The sequence below is a fragment of the Nocardia sp. FBN12 genome, assembly GCF_054031145.1.
On sequence record NZ_CM132926.1, the window covers coordinates 7,107,685 to 7,123,889 of the forward strand.

Here is a 16,205-nt window from a genome sequence, read left to right on the forward strand (position 1 = left end):
GTCAGACCGCGCCGGGAAAGCCCAGCTGCCGCCACGCCTCGTACACCGACACCGCCGCCGCGTTCGACAGATTCATCGACCGCCGCCCCGGCAGCATCGGAATGCGCACCTGCTCGGTGATCTGCGGATCGGCCAGCACTTCCTCGGGCAGCCCGGTGGGCTCGGTGCCGAACAGCAGCGCGTCGTTGTCGCGATAGGCGACATCGGTGAAGCGGGTGGTGGCCTGGGTGGTGAAGGCGAAGACCCGGCCGGGCCGGATCGCCGCGAACGCCGTCGCGAGGTCGGGATGCACGGTCACCACCGCGAGGTCGTGATAGTCCAGTCCGGCCCGCCGCAGCTTGGACTCCGAGAGGTCGAAGCCCAGCGGCTCGATCAGGTGTAGCGCGCAACCGGTCCCCGCGGCCAACCGGATCGCATTGCCGGTATTGGGCGGAATCACGGGCTCGTGAAAGATCAGGTGCAGCACAGCGGACCACTCTGTCATGCGCCACCCCGTCCGCGCGCAGGCGGTATCTGGAACAATCGGGCTCGTGAACGAGGCGGAGACGACCGGCAAGCACCGGGTCGCGCGGTTGAGCGCGGGGGAGCAGTACCTGCGCAGTCATCTGCCGATGACCGTGGTGACCGCGCTGATCGTGATCGCGGTCGGCTTCGTGGCGTGGGATCGGTGGCGCCGTGGCGCGCTGATCTTCGGCAGTGCCGCGCTGGTGGCCGCCGCGTTCCGGCTGTGCCTGCCGACCGTGCAGGTGGGGTTGCTGGCCGTGCGCAGCCGCCCGTTCGACGTGGCCGCGCTGACCGCACTCGGCAGCGCCATCGTTTTCCTCGCGGCCACCATCAATACTCTCGGCGTCAGCTGAAAACAGCAGTTCAGGCGGAGGTCTTGTCCCAGAGGCTGTGGGTGCCGTTACTGCCGTAGCGCGCGCGGGCATCGCTCGGGCTGATCGTCGACCGGGTTCGCGGGGGCGCGGCGCCGGCGTGGTTGGCCAGGATCTGTCCGGTCATCTTCGCGACGTACGGGCTGGCCACGATCAGCCCACGGTTGCCGCGACGTGCGGCGGCCCAGACGAGCACCTTCCCCGGGATACGCACCGCGGCGTCGACAACCCGGGGCAGGTCGAATCGGCCCAGCTCGCGCATCCAGGCGGGCAGCGTCGAGATCGTCGCCAGCGACAGCAACCGGCCACCGACCGCGAACGGCAAACCCTTGCTCACCGACGGCCACAGCAGGAAGTGCATGGCCTCCACGGCCCGCTCGCTGACGCACAACTGCGGCCGAACGCGCTCGAAGTACGCGCGGACCTCGGCACGATTGCGCGGCACATCCGCGGGCTTGCAGGTCTGTAGTTCGGCGGCGATCACGCACTCGGCCCAGTACCGGTCTTCTTCGGCGGGACTCAGCGGCCCCGGCCCGAACATCTCGTAGGCCTTGAGCACGGAATGCCACCCGGTGACGTGGATCCACAACTGGGAGTCGGGGTTGTTGGCGCTGTAGCGCTTGCCGCTGATCGGTTCGACGCCCGTCATCGGCGCGTGCACCTTCATCAGGTGTTCGGCGGCCTGGATGGCGGTGCGGCCGTCGCCGAGCGCGACCAGCAGGAAGTAGGACAGCGTGTGGTCGAGACGGGTGGCGGGGTTGTCGTAGATCCCGTGCGAATCGGCGACCGCGGCGGTCAGGAACGGATCGAAGTGCTCGAGGGTGACCGCGCGCTGGAATCCGATCAGCGCGGTCGGCGCCGCCCACACCTTCCAGGTGGGGGAATCCGGCCCGAAGAAGCCGTAGTCGTCGCGACGCAGAGTCGACGCATCGAAAGCCATTGCACATGCCCCTTTGCCGTGCGAGGAAGATTGAATACAACACCACCGTAGCAATCACTCGACGGGAATACAACGGTTGCGTAGGATTTGTGCCGAAGGCTGACGGGTATCGTCGGCGAGCGAAAGGCAGGTGGGCGGGTGACCTCGACGCAGGAGCAACGACCTCGACGGCGCTACGCACCGCGCCTGCCGCCGGAACAGCGCCGCGCGCAACTTCTCGACGCCGCGTTCACCGTCCTGGGCCGGATGGAACTGCACGAGCTGAGCATGGAGGCCGTCGCGCAGGCGGCGGGCGTCGGAAAACCTGTGCTGTACACGGTGTTCAAGACCCGCGCCGAACTCGTCGAAGCGCTGCTGGAGCGCGAACGTGAACGCGGACTGGATCAGATCGCCGACACGCTGCCCGACGACCTGCTCGGCGCCGACCCGCTGGCCGCTGCCTCGGCGACCGTCGAAGCGTTCGTCGGTGTGGCACTGGCGAATCCGACTCGCTGGCGGCTGATCCTCGCCACCCCGGCGAGTGCGCCCGACGAATATCGCGCGGCTCTTCGCGCGTCGCGCGCCGAGATCTTGGAGCGTGCGGAAGCGCTTGTCCGCATGGGCATCTCAGTGCTGCCGAAGTGGTCGGGCATGGATGCCGGGCTGCTCGCGAGCTCGACCCTCACCGTCGCCGAAATGCTCGGCCGGCTCGGGGTCAGCGAGCCGGAAGAGTATCCGCGCGAACGGCTTCAGGCCTACGTCCGTTCGATCGTCACCCTGCTGACCGGGCAGTGAACGTCAGCGGTTCTCCCGCGCGAGGCGCATCGTCTCGGTCAGCAACTTCGACACCGCGGCGGCCTCGGTGAGGAACCCGTCGTGCCCGTCGCGCGAGTGCACGATCTCGAGACCCGCGCAGCCCGGCAGCCCCTCGGCCAGCTCGGCCTGAGTGTTCAACGGGTACAGGCGATCCGAGTCGACCCCGCCCACCACGCACGGCACCGATGTCGACGCCAGCGCGGCGGCGATACCACCGCGCCCGCGACCCACATCGTGGCGGTTCATGGCCTCGCTGAGCAGTACGTAGGTGGCTGGATCGAAGCGTTGACACAGCTTGTCGGCCTGATGCTCGAGGTAGCTCTGCACCGCGTAACGTCCACCGTTCCACGGGTCTTCGTCGCCCTGGGCATTGTTGGCGAAGCGGTGGTCGAGTTCGCCGTCGGTGCGGTAGGTCAGGTGCGCGATGCGCCGGGCCAGCCCCATACCGGTCATCGGCGCGCGACCGGTGCCGTGATAGTTGCCGCCCTGCCAGTCGGGATCGGCCGCGATAACGGCCATCTGGGTGGTCTGGGTGCCGATCTGATCGGCGGTGGCGCGGGCCCCGACGGCCAGCACGAGCGCGGCCGAAACCCGCTCGGGCAGGCCGATCATCCACTCGAGCACCCGCATGCCACCCATCGAGCCGCCGACCACCGCGCCGAGCCGCTCGATGCCGAGCACGTCGAACAACTGCGCCTCCGCGGTCACCTGATCGCGGATGGTCAGCTCGGGAAACCGTGCACCCCAAGGCTTTCCGTCGGGCGCGAGCGAGGCAGGCCCGGTGCTGCCCTTGCAGCCGCCGAGCACATTGGTGGCGATCACGCACCATTCATCGGTGTCGATCGGCGCGCCGGGCCCGACCATGCCCTCCCACCAGCCGGGCGCCCCGTCGGGCCCACCGATGACATGGGAGTCACCGGTGAGCGCGTGTTCGACGAGCACCACATTGTCCAGCGTGGGCGAGAGCTCGCCCCAGCGTTGCACCGCCAGCCGCACATCGCGGACTTCGGCGCCGTTCTCCAGCGCCACGTCCCCGATGGCGATCACGCCGACACGCCCGTCCGGGGGTGGCAGCAGGGCCACCCCGGTTCCGGGTCGGGCGATCGGCGATTCGGTGCTCACAGTCACGTCGTCGCCGCCGCGAACCCGGCCCGCAGATCGGCCAGAATGTCGTCGATTCCCTCGATGCCCACCGCGAGCCTGACCAGGCCGGGAGTGACACCGGCCGCCAGCTGCTCTTCGGGCGTCAACTGCGAGTGCGTGGTCGACGCCGGGTGAATCACGAGAGAACGCACATCACCGATGTTAGCTACATGGCTGTGCAGGCTGAGCGCGTCCACGAACTTCTTGCCCGCATCGACACCACCCGCCAGCTCGAACGCCACGATCGCGCCAGCGCCCCTCGGGGCCAGCTCCTTGGCCCGCGCGTGCCAGGGCGAGGACTCGAGGCCCGCGTAGAACACGGCGTCGACGCCCGGCTGCTCGGCGACGAACTTCGCGACCGTCTCGGCATTGCTGACATGCCGTTCGACCCGCAAGCTCAGCGTCTCGATGCCTTGGGCGATGAGAAAGGCGTTGAACGGCGAGACCGCCGCGCCCAGATCGCGCAGCAACTGCACGCGCGCCTTCAACGCGAACGCGGGCGCGCCGAGATCGGCGAACACCGCACCGTGATAGCTGGGGTCGGGCTCGGTGAAGCCGGGGAAACGCGCGTTGCCATCGGCGTCGCGCACGGTCCAGTCGAAGGTGCCGCCGTCGACGATGACACCCGCCACGGCCGCACCGTGCCCGCCCAGGTACTTCGTCGCCGAATGCACGACGATGTCGGCGCCGTGCGCCAGCGGCTGGATCAGGTAGGGAGTGGCGACGGTGTTGTCGACGATCAGCGGAAGGCCGTGTGCGTGCGCGATGCCGGCGATACCGGGAATGTCGAACACCGCGCTGCTCGGGTTGGCGATGGTCTCGCCGTAGAACGCCTTGGTGTTCGGCTGGATCGCGGCTTCCCACTGCGCGAGATCATCGGGATCCTCGACGAACGAGACCGTGATCCCCAGCTTGGGCAGCGAGTAGTGGAAGAGGTTGTAGGTGCCGCCGTAGAGGTGCGGGCTGGACACGATGTGGTCGCCCGCGCCCGCCAGGTTCAGGATCGCGTAGGTCTCCGCGGCCTGGCCGGAGGCCACCAGCAGCGCCGCGACGCCACCTTCCAGCGCGGCCACGCGCTGCTCCACCGCGTCTTGGGTGGGGTTCATGATCCGGGTGTAGATGTTGCCCGGCTCGGCGAGACCGAACAGCGCGGCGGCGTGCTCGGTGTCGCGGAACGCGTACGAGGTGGTCTGGTAGATCGGCAGTGCGCGCGCGCCGGTGGCGGCGTCGGGTGCCTGGCCGGAGTGGATCTGCTTGGTCTCGAAGGACCAGTTCTCGGGCAGGGATGAGTCGGTCATGTCGTGCTCCAAATGGGTGTCAGCCGGGGGATCTCGTCAATTGGGTCGGATCGACTGGCAACAACACATGGGGGCCTCCTGCAATGCGCGCTTGCTCTCGACTTTCGAGAGCCCGGTCATCACCCGGAGCACCCCACCGCAGCTGGAGGGTTGCCGACCAGCGAGCCGGGGCTTGGCGCTGGTACTCATGACCTTGCCGTCATGTTAACCGGACATCTCCCGCAGGCGGAAACTTCCCCCGCATTTCGGCTGAAGATCACTCGTTCGACGGTGTTCGAACATTCGGGCACGAGCTGATGCCTCGCCGCCGCGGTGCCGATCGCAGGCTGACCGGGCGCGCGTCACCACGCGGGCCCGGTTGTTACCGTTCAGTAGCCGGTCAGGGCCCGATCGGGTACCGAAGGGCGGTCGGGGCGGGGTGGCTTCGCGCCGTCCCGCACAGTGGGGCCTCCCGTCGCGGTGAGGTGGGGGACAGCAGTACGCTCGTCTTGTTTGCACCACACGTCCCGCAGACAACGCGGGGCATATACGTTGTCTGTTGGAACTGCTGGGGTCCGCTCACAAGCGTGTTCGCCTAGCCGTGCAATAAGGGCACCCACCGAGGAGGACACGAAGATCCATGTCCAAGATCAAGGTTGAAGGCACCGTTGTAGAACTCGACGGCGACGAGATGACCCGGATCATCTGGCAGTTCATCAAGGACAAGCTGATCCATCCCTATCTCGACGTGAACCTCGAGTACTACGACCTCGGCATCGAGTACCGCGACAAGACTGACGACCAGGTCACCGTCGACGCGGCCAATGCCATCAAGAAGTACGGCGTGGGCGTCAAGTGCGCCACCATCACCCCCGACGAAGCGCGGGTGAAAGAGTTCGGCCTCAAGAAAATGTGGCGCTCGCCCAACGGCACCATCCGAAACATTCTGGGTGGCACCATCTTCCGCGCGCCGATCATCATCTCCAACGTGCCACGCCTGGTGCCCGGCTGGACCAAGCCGATCATCATCGGCCGTCACGCCTTCGGCGACCAGTACCGCGCCACCGACTTCAAGGTCTACGAGGCGGGTACCGTCACGCTGACCTTCACCCCGGAGGACGGCAGCGAGCCGATCATCCACGAGGTCGTGAAGATGCCCGAAGACGGCGGCGTCGTCATGGGTATGTACAACTTCAAGAAGTCGATCGAAGACTTCGCGCGGGCCTCGTTCAACTACGGCCTGCAGCAGAACTACCCGGTGTACCTCTCCACGAAGAACACCATCCTCAAGGCCTACGACGGCATGTTCAAAGACACCTTCCAGGAAGTCTTCGACGCCGAGTTCAAGGCCGAGTTCGACGCGGCGGGCCTCACCTACGAGCACCGCCTGATCGACGACATGGTCGCCTCCTCCATGAAATGGGAGGGCGGCTACGTCTGGGCCTGCAAGAACTACGACGGCGATGTGCAGTCCGACACCGTGGCTCAGGGCTTCGGCTCGCTCGGCCTGATGACCTCGGTGCTGCTCACCCCGGACGGCAAGACCTGTGAGGCCGAGGCCGCGCACGGCACGGTCACCCGGCACTACCGCCAGCACCAGCAGGGCAAGCCGACCTCGACCAACCCGATCGCGTCGATCTTCGCCTGGACCCGTGGCCTCGAACACCGCGGCAAGCTGGACAACACCCCCGAGGTGATCGGCTTCGCGCAGGCGCTCGAGGACGTGGTCATCAAGACCGTCGAAGGCGGTCAGATGACGAAGGACCTCGCCGCGCTCGTCGGTGGGGACCAGGGTTACCTGAGCACCGAGGAATTCCTCGGCGCGCTCGATGTGAACCTGGCTCGCGCTCTGAAGTGATGTGCTGCGTTCCGCGCTGAACCGCGAAACCACACGACTGTAAGAAGGTGCTCGCATCGAATCCGATGCGAGCACTTTCTGCGTCCGTACCCGGTGGTTGTTCCCACGGTGGGCTAACTCACGCTCATCTCGGGTAGCGGATGGGTATCTGTGCCCGTTGCATGGAAGCGTGACTTCTTCCACTGCAGCCCCCGATCGCCTAGACGTGCCACGCACCAGCTGGCATGTCCCGGCGATGCTCGCGTTGGCGCTGGGTGGATTCGGGATCGGGACCACCGAGTTCGTGACCATGGGGTTGTTGCCCGATATCGCGCGGGACTTCGGTATCTCCGAGCCGTCGGCCGGGCATGCGGTGTCGGCGTACGCGCTGGGTGTGGTGGTCGGCGCGCCGCTGATCGCCGCGTTGTGCGCGCGGGTGGCGCGCAAGAAATTGCTGATCGTGTTGATGATCGCGTTCACCATCGGCAATATCGGGACCGTGCTCGCGCCGACCTTCGAGACGCTCGTGCTCGCCCGTTTCGTGTCCGGCCTGCCACACGGTGCGTACTTCGGTGTCGCCTCGCTGGCCGCCGCCACGCTCGCGCCCGTCGGGCAGCGGGCCAAGGCCGTGGCCGCGGTGATGCTCGGGCTCAGCGTGGCGAATGTGGTCGGTGTGCCGGGCGCGACCTGGCTCGGTCAGCACTTCGGCTGGCGTGACGCCTATGTGGTCGTCGCCGTGATCGGGATGGCGACGGTGGCCGCCCTGTGGCGCTACGTCCCCGCTCTGACCAGCATGAAGATCACCAACCCGATCACCGAACTCGGTGCGCTGCGCCGCCCGCAGGTGCTGCTCACCCTGGCCGTCGGCGCGATCGGCTTCGGCGGCATGTTCGCCGTCTACACCTACATCGCCACCACCATGACCGACGTGGCGGGCATGCCCATCGGCGCGGTGCCGATCGTGCTGGCCCTGTTCGGCCTCGGCATGATCGTGGGCAATATCGGCGGCGGCATCCTCGCCGACCGCGGCGTCGACCGCTCGATCTTCGTCGCCATGATCGCGATGGTCGTCATCCTCGCCGGCTTCGTCCTTGCCGCCCATAACCCCATCACCGCCTCGATCGGGGCCTTCCTCGTCGGAGCCTCCGGCGCGGCCCTGGCCCCCGGCCTGCAAACCCGCCTCATGGACGTAGCCGCCGACGCCCAAACCCTCGCCGCCGCCCTCAACCACGCCGCCTTGAACATGGCCAACGCCGCGGGCGCCTGGCTCGGCGGCCTCGTGATCGCCGCGGGCCTCGGCTACACCGCCCCGGCCATGGTCGGCGCTGTCCTCGCGGTCGCCGGTGTCCTCCTGTTCACCGTCACAGTCTGGCTCGCCCGTCGCGTTTCCCCCGCCACCCCGCAACCGAATTCGTGATCCCACCGCACCTGAATACGGTGCAGCGCATGCCGAGCTACCTACACGAAGGTTTGCTTGATCTTTTCCGCACGGAGGTCTCCCTGGCGCCGACACTGCTGGTCGAGGAGTTCGACGTACCACTGCAGGCCGCGGCCCAGATGCGTGCCGAGCCGTGTGACTTCACCGACATGGGCCCCAAGGAATATCGCGGGGACCTGGCGCTGAGTACGCATGACGATCGCGATCAGCCCATTCTCGGTGTGTGCGTCGAGGTGCAGCTGAGCAAGAAGGATGACCGGCGATGGAAGTGGCCGGTCTACGTGGCGACTTTGCGATCCCGGTTGGGCTGCCCAGCCGTTCTGCTCGTTGTGACGCCGAGCAGGCAGGTCGCGGAATGGGCGGCGAAGCCGATCGAACTGGGCCCCTGCGGTTCGGTGATACACCCGTTGGTTCTCGGTCCGGATCGCTTTCCGCTGGTGACCGATCCCGACGAGGCTCGCCGTTGTCCGGAACGGGCAACACTGTCAGCGATCGCGCACGGGGCGGGCCCCCACATGGATGACGTCCTACCCGCTTTCCTGGCCGGGCTGATGAAAATCGACGACGAACGTGTGAAAATGTATCTGGACCTGGTCGACGACGCGTTGACCCTCGCGGCTAGCCGACGTTTGGAGGAACTGATGAAGAGCACTCCCGAATACCGCGGCCGCATTGCTACCAAGTACGTAGCCAAGGGTCGTGAAGAAGGGCGCGCTGAGCAAGCTGCTCGTGCGGTGCTCACGGTGCTGACCGCTCGTGGACTCGAGTTGTCGGCGGCACAGCGCACTCAGCTCGCCGCCTGCACCGACCTCAGCCAACTCGACGCGTGGTTGACCCAGGCCGTAACCGCCACTCGCACCGACGAACTCTTCGTCTGACGCACCTCCCAGGCCCCGGCCAGCGCGCGGCCTGACTACTAAATGGTAGTCACGTTGTGCGACTACCAAAAGGTAGTCATGTATCGTGACTACTAAATGGTAGTCGGGAGGTGGCATGGCGTATACGGGCAAAGTGTCCGGCGCGGAATCGCTCGGCCGAATCCTGCAGCAGGCACGGCTGCTGAACGGGTTGAGTCAGCGCGAGCTCGCTGAGCGACTCGGCACGTCCCAGCGCTACATCTGGGAGATCGAATCGGGCAAACCGTCGATCTACACCGACCGGCTGTTCGCCATGATGCGGGAAACGGGGATGGAACTCACCGCCACGATCGAGCCGAAGAGCGATCGTGGCTGACCTCGTCGTCGAGTTGTACGGCACTCGCGTCGGAACGATTGTCGGCACTTGGCGGAACTTCGACTTCATCGCAGATGCGGCGGCGGTCGACAAGTTCGGGATCGACGCCACGATCTTGTCGATGTCGATCCCTTTGGCGGCGATCGCGACCCGTTCGCGAAAAGATCGGCGGCAGAATTTCTTTCGAGAACTTCTCCCCGAGGGGCGAATGCTCGCCCGGATGGCGAGTTCCGCACCGAAATACGGGAGTTCGATGGCGTCGCGGCCCTGGTGATCGAGCGGTACGACCGAGCACCCGATGCCCCCGCCTGCCGCATTCATCAGGAGGACTTCAGTCAGGTGCTCGGCGCGGGCGGGGACCAGAAGTACCAGAAATTCGGTGGCAAGGTCAGCGCGGCGCGCATCGCCGGAGTCCTTTCAGCGGTCGGCGACCGCGCGGCAGTGGCGCAGTTGCTGCGTATGACGACGCTCGCCGTCGCCGTCGGCAACCTGGATATGCACGCGAAGAACATCTCACTGCTGCACCACCCCGACGGGTCGATCAGTCTCGCGCCCGCCTACGACGTCGTTCCCCAAGTGCACCAGCCCAACGACGGAGAAATGGCGCTGGCGGTCGACCGGGAGTACCGCCATCGCGCGATCACCCGCACACATCTGATCGCCGAGGGGAAGGTCTGGGGGCTGTCCGACGCCGCCGACGTTGTCGATGACACCCTCGCGACCGTGCTGGACCTGGCAGCCACCGAATCGCCGCACCCACGCGCGCATCCCGGAGTGGCCGCCGATGTCACCCGTTTCGCCACCAACCTCGTGGCCGGACGTGGTGCGGGCGAAGATGGCTGACGGATCGGGGACGTACCCGGACAGGTGATGGTGATCGCTATCGCCGTGTGGAGGGTGGGTTCGGGTTGGCCAGGCCACTCGCCGGGCGGGCCCAGCCGACGCTGAGTTGGACGGCGCGTTGCCAGCGTTCGTATTCTTCGTCGCGGATTCGGCGGTCGGGGGCGGGGTTCCATTGGGCGGCTACCTTCCAATTGCGGCGTAGGCCTTGGAGATCGGGCCAGTAGCCGACGGCCAGGCCTGCCGCGTAGGCGGCGCCGAGGGAGACTGTTTCGGTGACCAGCGGGCGCATCACTGGGGTGTCGAGGACGTCGGCGATTATCTGCATGAGCAGGTTGTTGGCGGCCATGCCGCCTGCTACGCGCAGGGATTTCGCTTCCAGGCCCGCGTCGGCGTTCATGGCTTCGACCACGTCGCGGGTCTGCCAGGCGGTGGCCTCGAGGACGGCGCGGGCCAGGTGGCCTTTGGTGACGTAGGAGGTCAGGCCGATGAGCAGGCCGCGGGCGTCGCTGCGCCAGTGGGGGGCGTAGAGGCCGGAGAAGGCGGGGACGAGGTAGCAGCCGCCGTTGTCGTCGACTGTGCTTGCGAGAGTCTCGATTTCGGGGGCGGTGGCGATCAGGCCGACGATGTCGCGTAGCCATTGGACCAGGGAGCCGGTGACCGCGATCGGGCCTTCCAGCGCGTAGACCGGTTCGGGGCCGACCTGGTAGCCGATGGTGGTGAGCAGGCCGTGTTCGGAGCGGATCAGTTCGGTGCCGGTGTTCATCATGAGGAAGCCACCGGTGCCATAGGTGCACTCGGTTTCACCTGGGGCGAAGCAGGTTTGGCCGAAGAGAGCCGCGTGCTGGTCGCCGAGGGCGGCGCCGATCCGCACACCGGGGACGACGGTGCGCGCGGTGCCGAAATCGCCGGTCGACGGTTCGATGCGGGGAAGCATGGCGGGCGGAATATCGAAGAACCGCAACAGTTCCGCGTCCCACTGGCGGGAGGCGAGATTCATCAGCAGGGTGCGACCCGCGTTGGTGACGTCGGTGACGTGCTCGCCGGTCAGGTTCCAGATGAGCCAGGATTCCATGGTGCCGAAGAGGACGTCGCCGCGTTCTGCCCTGGCGCGAAGGCCCTCGACATTGTCGAGCAGCCAGCGCAGGCGAGGTGCGGCGAAGTAGGTGGCCAAGGGCAGGCCGCTCAGTTCCGTAATACGTTGAGCACCAGGCATTTCCTTCAAGCGATCGACCAGTTCCTCGGTCCGCACGTCCTGCCAGACGATCGCCAGGCGCACCGGGATCCCCGTGTGCCGATCCCACACGACGGTGGTCTCGCGCTGATTGGCGATCCCGATCGCGGCCACCTGTTCGACGGTGATCCCGGCATCGCGCAGCGCCGCGGGCACGATCCGCTCCACCGTCCGCCAGATCTCGAGCGCATCCTGCTCCACCCACCCCGACCTGGGGTAATGCTGACGATGGGTCCGTTGCGCCATCCCCACCAGCCGCGCGTGCTGGTCGAAGACGATGCAGCGGCTCGAGGTGGTGCCCTGGTCGATGGCGAGCACGAAACGTTGGGTCATCGGCAGCTGCTCTCGTCGGCGCGTATCTTCGTGACGTCCCAGATCATCGCGCCGCCGTCAGATCACGGTGCACGGCGAGGGCGGCGGCGCGCACCTGCTCGATCGCGGCAGGTCGCACATGTAATCGGTTGTCGCACAGCCGATCTGTCGGCCCGGTGATGCCGATCGCAGCGACGACGAGGCCACCTCTGGCTCGAATCGGCGCGGCGATCCCCGCTTCGCCCGAGTGGTACTCCTCGACTTCGTCTGCCCAGCCCCGCCGTCGCACCTCGGTGATCGCACGGTCGAGCCGGTCGCGTTCGGTGATCGTCCGCCGGGTGAATCCCTGGAGCGCACCGACTTTCGCCGCGGCGTCGTAGGCGAGCAGCACCTTGCCGAGTGCGGTCGCATGGGCGGGCAGTACCTCGCCGACTGCCAGGGACTGCTCGCTGTTGTCGGGCCGAAAGACGTGATGGATCACCGTGATCCCGGTATCCCGCGCCACCGCGATCCGTACCGATTCCCCGGCGCGCGAGGCGAGCGCGTCGGCCCGATGGATCGCGCGCGAGCGCAACTCGTTCACATCGAGCCGATCGGTCCCGAGTTCGCCGATCGCCGGTCCGAGCAGGTACTTGCCGGTGCGCGCGTCCTGGCCGACGAACCCGACCCCGAGCAGCGTCCGCAGGATGCCGTGCGCGGTGGGTTTGGCCAGGTCGAGCGCGGTAGCGATCTCGCCGACACCCAGCGGCCCCGACCCGCGCGCGAGCAGGCGCAGCACGGCGGCGGCGCGTTCGATCGACTGGATCGGGCCAGGCATGGGCCCGAACCTACCACCGTTCAGCATTGTCGAACGGTGTGTGTGGTGTACGCACCCGCGCGTTCCTAGCGTGGGTTTCGGGCACGGGTGCCCGATCGGCGGACTCGACGACGAGGTCCGGGAAGGCGAGAAAATGAACCGGTACGTGGGCGCGATCGACCAGGGCACGACATCGACGCGATTCATGGTTTTCGACCACAGCGGCACCGTGGTCGCCCGCCACCAGCTCGAACACTCGCAGATCATGCCGCGCCCCGGCTGGGTCGAACACAATCCGGACGAGATCTGGGAACGTACCCGCACTGTCGTCAAGACCGCCCTCTCGCTCGCCGATCTCACGGCCGACGACCTCGCCGCCATCGGCGTCACCAACCAGCGCGAGACCACCGTGGTGTGGAATCGCCGCACCGGCCGCCCCTACGGCAACGCCATCGTCTGGCAGGACACCCGCACCGACCGCATCATCGCCGACCTCGACGACGCGGGCCACAGCGCACAAATCCGCGAGAAGACCGGCCTGCCGCCCGCGCCGTACTTCTCCGGCGGCAAGCTGAAGTGGATCCTGGACAACATCGCGGGCGTGCGCGCCGATGCCGAGCGCGGTGACGCGCTGTTCGGCACCCTCGACAGCTGGCTGATCTGGAACCTCACCGGCGGCGTACACGTCACCGACCCCACCAATGCCTCGCGCACCATGCTGATGGACCTCGAAACCCTGGACTGGGACAACGAGCTGCTCGCGATCTTCGGCATCCCGCGCGCCATGCTGCCCACCATCGCCCCGTCGGCGAACCCGGAACTGTTCGGAACGACGAAACCCGACGGCCCGTTCAAGGGCTCGGTGCCGATCGCGGGCGTGCTCGGCGACCAGCAGGCCGCAGGTGTCGGGCAGGTGTGCTTTCGGCCCGGCGAGGCCAAGAACACCTATGGCACAGGCAATTTCCTGATGCTCAACACCGGCACGGAGATCGTGCGCTCGAACCACGGCCTGATCACCACCGTCGCCTACCAGTTCGGCGACGACAAGCCCGCCTACGCGCTGGAGGGTTCGATCGCGGTCACCGGCTCCGCGGTGCAGTGGTTGCGCGACCAGATGGGCATCATCGCAGGCGCGGCGCAGATCGAGGATCTCGCCGGTCAGGTCGAGGATTCCGGTGGCGTGTACTTCGTGCCCGCCTTCTCCGGCCTGTTCGCGCCGTACTGGCGACCCGATGCGCGCGGCGCGGTCGTCGGCCTCTCGCGCTACAGCAACAACGCCCACTTGGCCAGGGCCACCCTGGAATCCATCGCCTACCAGACCCGCGACGTGGTCGAGGCCATGCAGCGCGACGCCGGTGTGCGCCTGGCGACGTTGCGGGTGGACGGCGGCGTCACCGTGAACCAGCTGGCCATGCAGATCCAGGCCGACCTGCTCGGCGTCCCCGTCTCCCGGCCGGTCGTCGCCGAAACCACCGCACTCGGTGCCGCCTACGCCGCCGGACTGGCCGTCGGCTTCTGGCGCGGCACCGACGAACTGCTCGACAACTGGTCCGAAGACGTCCGCTGGCATCCGACCTGGTCCGACGAGCAACGCGAAAAGGGCTATCGCCGCTGGCTCAAAGCCGTCGAGCGAACCCTCGACTGGGCCGAAATCTGAGTCACCCCAATACTTTCGAGAAGGAGATCATCGTGTCTGTGCAACTGGACCCCACCTACCGTGAGCAGGCCGTCGGCTCGCTCGATACCGCCGAAGTCGATGTCCTGGTCATCGGTGGTGGCGTGACCGGCGCCGGTGCCGCGCTCGACGCCGCCGCACGCGGCCTGTCCGTAACCCTGGTCGAGGCACGCGATTTCGCCGCTGGTACCTCGAGCCGCTCGTCCAAGCTCATCCACGGCGGTCTGCGTTACCTGGAGCAGATGGATTTCGCGCTGGTGCGCGAGGCTCTCAAAGAGCGTGGGCTGCTGCTGAATACGCTCGCCCCGCACCTGGTGCGCCCGGTGCCGTTCCTGTTCCCGCTGCAGCACCGGGTGTGGGAGCGCGCCTACATCGGCGCGGGCATCGCCCTCTACGACACCCTCGGCGGCGCGCGCACGGTTCCGATGCACAAGCACCTGAGCCGTTCGGGCGCACTGGAACTCGCGCCCGCACTGCGTGATGACGCGATGACCGGCGCCATCCGCTACTACGACGCGCAGGTCGACGACGCCCGCCACACGATGATGATCGCCAGGACCGCCGCCGAGCACGGTGCGACAGTACTGACCCGCACCAAGGTGATCGGGCTGGTGCGCGACGGCGAGAAGGTCGTCGGCGCGCGGGTCGAAGACCTGGAAACCGGTCGCGCACACACGATTCGGGCCCGCACGGTGATCAGCGCGACCGGCGTGTGGACCGACGACATGATCAAGATGACCGGCGTCGACTTCCCGTTCCACGTCCAGATGTCGAAGGGCGTGCACATCCTCGTGCCGCGCGACCGGCTGAACCTGCACACCGGGATGATCATGCGCACCGAGAAGTCGGTCCTGTTCGTGATCCCGTGGGCCGAACACTGGATCATCGGCACCACCGACACCGCGTGGGCACTCGACAAGAACCACCCCACGGCCACCGCCGCCGACGTGCAATACATCCTCGATCACGTCAATTCACTGCTGCGCGAGCCGCTGACCAGGGCGGACATCGTCGGCACCTACGCGGGCCTTCGCCCGCTGATGACCGGCGCCACGAAGGAAACCGCGAAGCTGTCCCGCGAACACGCCGTCGCCGAACCCGCACCGGGCCTGTTCGTGATCGCCGGCGGCAAGTACACGACCTACCGGGTGATGGCCGCCGATGTCGTCGACGCCGCCGTCGCGCGCCTCGGTGGTGATATCCCCGCCTCGTCGACCGCGCAGTTGCCCATCGTCGGCGCGGACGGCTATTTCGACCTGCTCGCCGAAGTGAACACCCTGGCGGCTTCGCAGCGACTGCCCGTCGACGTGGTGGCACACCTGCTCGGCCGCTACGGTTCGCTGAGCACCGATATCTTCGGCCTCGTCGCCGCTGACCCCGCACTGCGCCACCCGATTCCGGGCGCCTCGGAGTACATCGCCGCCGAGATCGTCTACGCCGTCACGCACGAGGGCGCCCTGCACCTCGACGACATCCTCACCCGCCGCACCCGCATCTCCATCGAGGTCCCCGACCGCGGCCTCGCCGCCGCACCGGAGGTCGCCCGGCTGATCGCGCCCCTGCTCGGCTGGAACGAGGAGACCACCGACACCGAGATCAATCGCTACTACGACCGCGTGCACGCCGAACTCGCGGCCAACGAGGCGAGCGACGACGAAGCCGCCAACACGGCCAGGCTGGTCGCGGCCCGCTGACCGATTGCGCCCGGCCGTCAGCGGAGCCGAACCGCGCGAACCGCCGCGGCGTCGTAGACCGGGCCGCCGCGCGTGGTTAGCGTGAGCGCATGGAATTGCGAAACACCCCACGACGA

General features: G+C 67.3%; 16 protein-coding genes and 1 riboswitch. Of the genes, 10 read left to right on the forward strand and 6 right to left on the reverse strand.

Translation table 11 applies throughout. The annotated features are described in order from the left end of the window. Position 1 precedes the first annotated feature (1 nt). Positions 2-484 carry a tRNA (cytidine(34)-2'-O)-methyltransferase gene (locus ACWZHB_RS33365; RefSeq protein ID WP_427905656.1) on the reverse strand — a complete coding sequence of 161 codons (483 nt, stop codon included), beginning with the start codon at positions 482-484 and terminating at the stop codon, positions 2-4. Positions 485-530: 46 nt separating this feature from the next. Here ACWZHB_RS33365 and ACWZHB_RS33370 point away from each other — a divergent pair, with 46 nt between their 5' ends. Then, positions 531-857, forward strand: coding sequence for a DUF3017 domain-containing protein (locus ACWZHB_RS33370; protein ID WP_235569656.1), 327 nt, complete (start codon positions 531-533; stop codon positions 855-857). 10 nt (positions 858-867) lie between these two features. Here ACWZHB_RS33370 and ACWZHB_RS33375 read toward each other — a convergent pair whose 3' ends face one another. Beyond that, a complete protein-coding gene (locus ACWZHB_RS33375) occupies positions 868-1,815 on the reverse strand; it encodes an oxygenase MpaB family protein (RefSeq protein ID WP_427905657.1) in 948 nt (315 codons plus the stop codon). Positions 1,816-1,953: 138 nt separating this feature from the next. On the opposite strand from ACWZHB_RS33375, the gene ACWZHB_RS33380 reads away from it, so the two are divergent. Beyond that, positions 1,954-2,589: a TetR/AcrR family transcriptional regulator gene (locus ACWZHB_RS33380; RefSeq protein ID WP_427905658.1), complete on the forward strand. Its 636-nt coding sequence runs from the start codon at positions 1,954-1,956 to the stop codon at positions 2,587-2,589. Positions 2,590-2,592: 3 nt separating this feature from the next. On the opposite strand, the gene metX is transcribed toward ACWZHB_RS33380, so the two are convergent. After that, positions 2,593-3,738 (reverse strand): homoserine O-acetyltransferase MetX, encoded by a 1,146-nt coding sequence (metX, locus tag ACWZHB_RS33385; RefSeq protein WP_427905659.1) that lies wholly within the window; start codon positions 3,736-3,738, stop codon positions 2,593-2,595. Continuing rightward, positions 3,735-5,051, reverse strand: coding sequence for a bifunctional o-acetylhomoserine/o-acetylserine sulfhydrylase (locus tag ACWZHB_RS33390; protein ID WP_427905660.1), 1,317 nt, complete (start codon positions 5,049-5,051; stop codon positions 3,735-3,737). Before ACWZHB_RS33390 ends, metX begins: the two co-directional genes overlap by 4 nt. An 82-nt stretch (positions 5,052-5,133) precedes the next feature. Next, positions 5,134-5,244, reverse strand: a riboswitch (SAM riboswitch). 426 nt (positions 5,245-5,670) lie between these two features. Here ACWZHB_RS33390 and ACWZHB_RS33395 point away from each other — a divergent pair. The 6 genes from ACWZHB_RS33395 to ACWZHB_RS33420 all read left to right on the forward strand — a co-directional run bounded on the left by ACWZHB_RS33395 (position 5,671) and on the right by ACWZHB_RS33420 (position 10,381). Next, complete coding sequence (locus ACWZHB_RS33395) at positions 5,671-6,888, forward strand: NADP-dependent isocitrate dehydrogenase (RefSeq protein ID WP_067447965.1); 1,218 nt, start codon at positions 5,671-5,673, stop codon at positions 6,886-6,888. Positions 6,889-7,123: 235 nt separating this feature from the next. Then, positions 7,124-8,284 carry an MFS transporter gene (locus ACWZHB_RS33400; RefSeq protein ID WP_427909380.1) on the forward strand — a complete coding sequence of 387 codons (1,161 nt, stop codon included), beginning with the start codon at positions 7,124-7,126 and terminating at the stop codon, positions 8,282-8,284. A gap of 29 nt (positions 8,285-8,313) precedes the next feature. Then, complete coding sequence (locus ACWZHB_RS33405; RefSeq protein ID WP_427905661.1) at positions 8,314-9,183, forward strand: hypothetical protein; 870 nt, start codon at positions 8,314-8,316, stop codon at positions 9,181-9,183. A 115-nt stretch (positions 9,184-9,298) separates the two neighbouring features. Next, the gene (locus tag ACWZHB_RS33410; protein ID WP_427905662.1) at positions 9,299-9,538 is read left to right on the forward strand and encodes a helix-turn-helix domain-containing protein; all 240 of its coding nucleotides are present in this window, start codon (positions 9,299-9,301) and stop codon (positions 9,536-9,538) included. Continuing rightward, a complete protein-coding gene (locus tag ACWZHB_RS33415) occupies positions 9,531-9,812 on the forward strand; it encodes a HipA N-terminal domain-containing protein (protein WP_427905663.1) in 282 nt (93 codons plus the stop codon). Before ACWZHB_RS33410 ends, ACWZHB_RS33415 begins: the two co-directional genes overlap by 8 nt. After that, complete coding sequence (locus tag ACWZHB_RS33420) at positions 9,809-10,381, forward strand: type II toxin-antitoxin system HipA family toxin (RefSeq protein WP_427905664.1); 573 nt, start codon at positions 9,809-9,811, stop codon at positions 10,379-10,381. The genes ACWZHB_RS33415 and ACWZHB_RS33420 overlap by 4 nt, the downstream gene beginning before the upstream one ends. 37 nt (positions 10,382-10,418) lie before the next feature. On the opposite strand, the gene glpK (ACWZHB_RS33425) is transcribed toward ACWZHB_RS33420, so the two are convergent. Together glpK (ACWZHB_RS33425) and ACWZHB_RS33430 are read right to left on the reverse strand one after the other, a co-directional pair. Further along, complete coding sequence (gene glpK / locus ACWZHB_RS33425) at positions 10,419-11,945, reverse strand: glycerol kinase GlpK (protein WP_427905665.1); 1,527 nt, start codon at positions 11,943-11,945, stop codon at positions 10,419-10,421. 43 nt (positions 11,946-11,988) lie between these two features. Next, positions 11,989-12,741 carry an IclR family transcriptional regulator gene (locus ACWZHB_RS33430; RefSeq protein WP_427905666.1) on the reverse strand — a complete coding sequence of 251 codons (753 nt, stop codon included), beginning with the start codon at positions 12,739-12,741 and terminating at the stop codon, positions 11,989-11,991. A gap of 133 nt (positions 12,742-12,874) precedes the next feature. Between ACWZHB_RS33430 and glpK (ACWZHB_RS33435) the strand changes: the two genes are divergently transcribed. Further along, the gene (glpK, locus tag ACWZHB_RS33435; protein WP_427905667.1) at positions 12,875-14,377 is read left to right on the forward strand and encodes a glycerol kinase GlpK; all 1,503 of its coding nucleotides are present in this window, start codon (positions 12,875-12,877) and stop codon (positions 14,375-14,377) included. 32 nt (positions 14,378-14,409) lie between these two features. Beyond that, positions 14,410-16,089, forward strand: coding sequence for a glycerol-3-phosphate dehydrogenase (gene glpD, locus ACWZHB_RS33440; protein WP_427905668.1), 1,680 nt, complete (start codon positions 14,410-14,412; stop codon positions 16,087-16,089). Positions 16,090-16,205 lie beyond the last annotated feature (116 nt).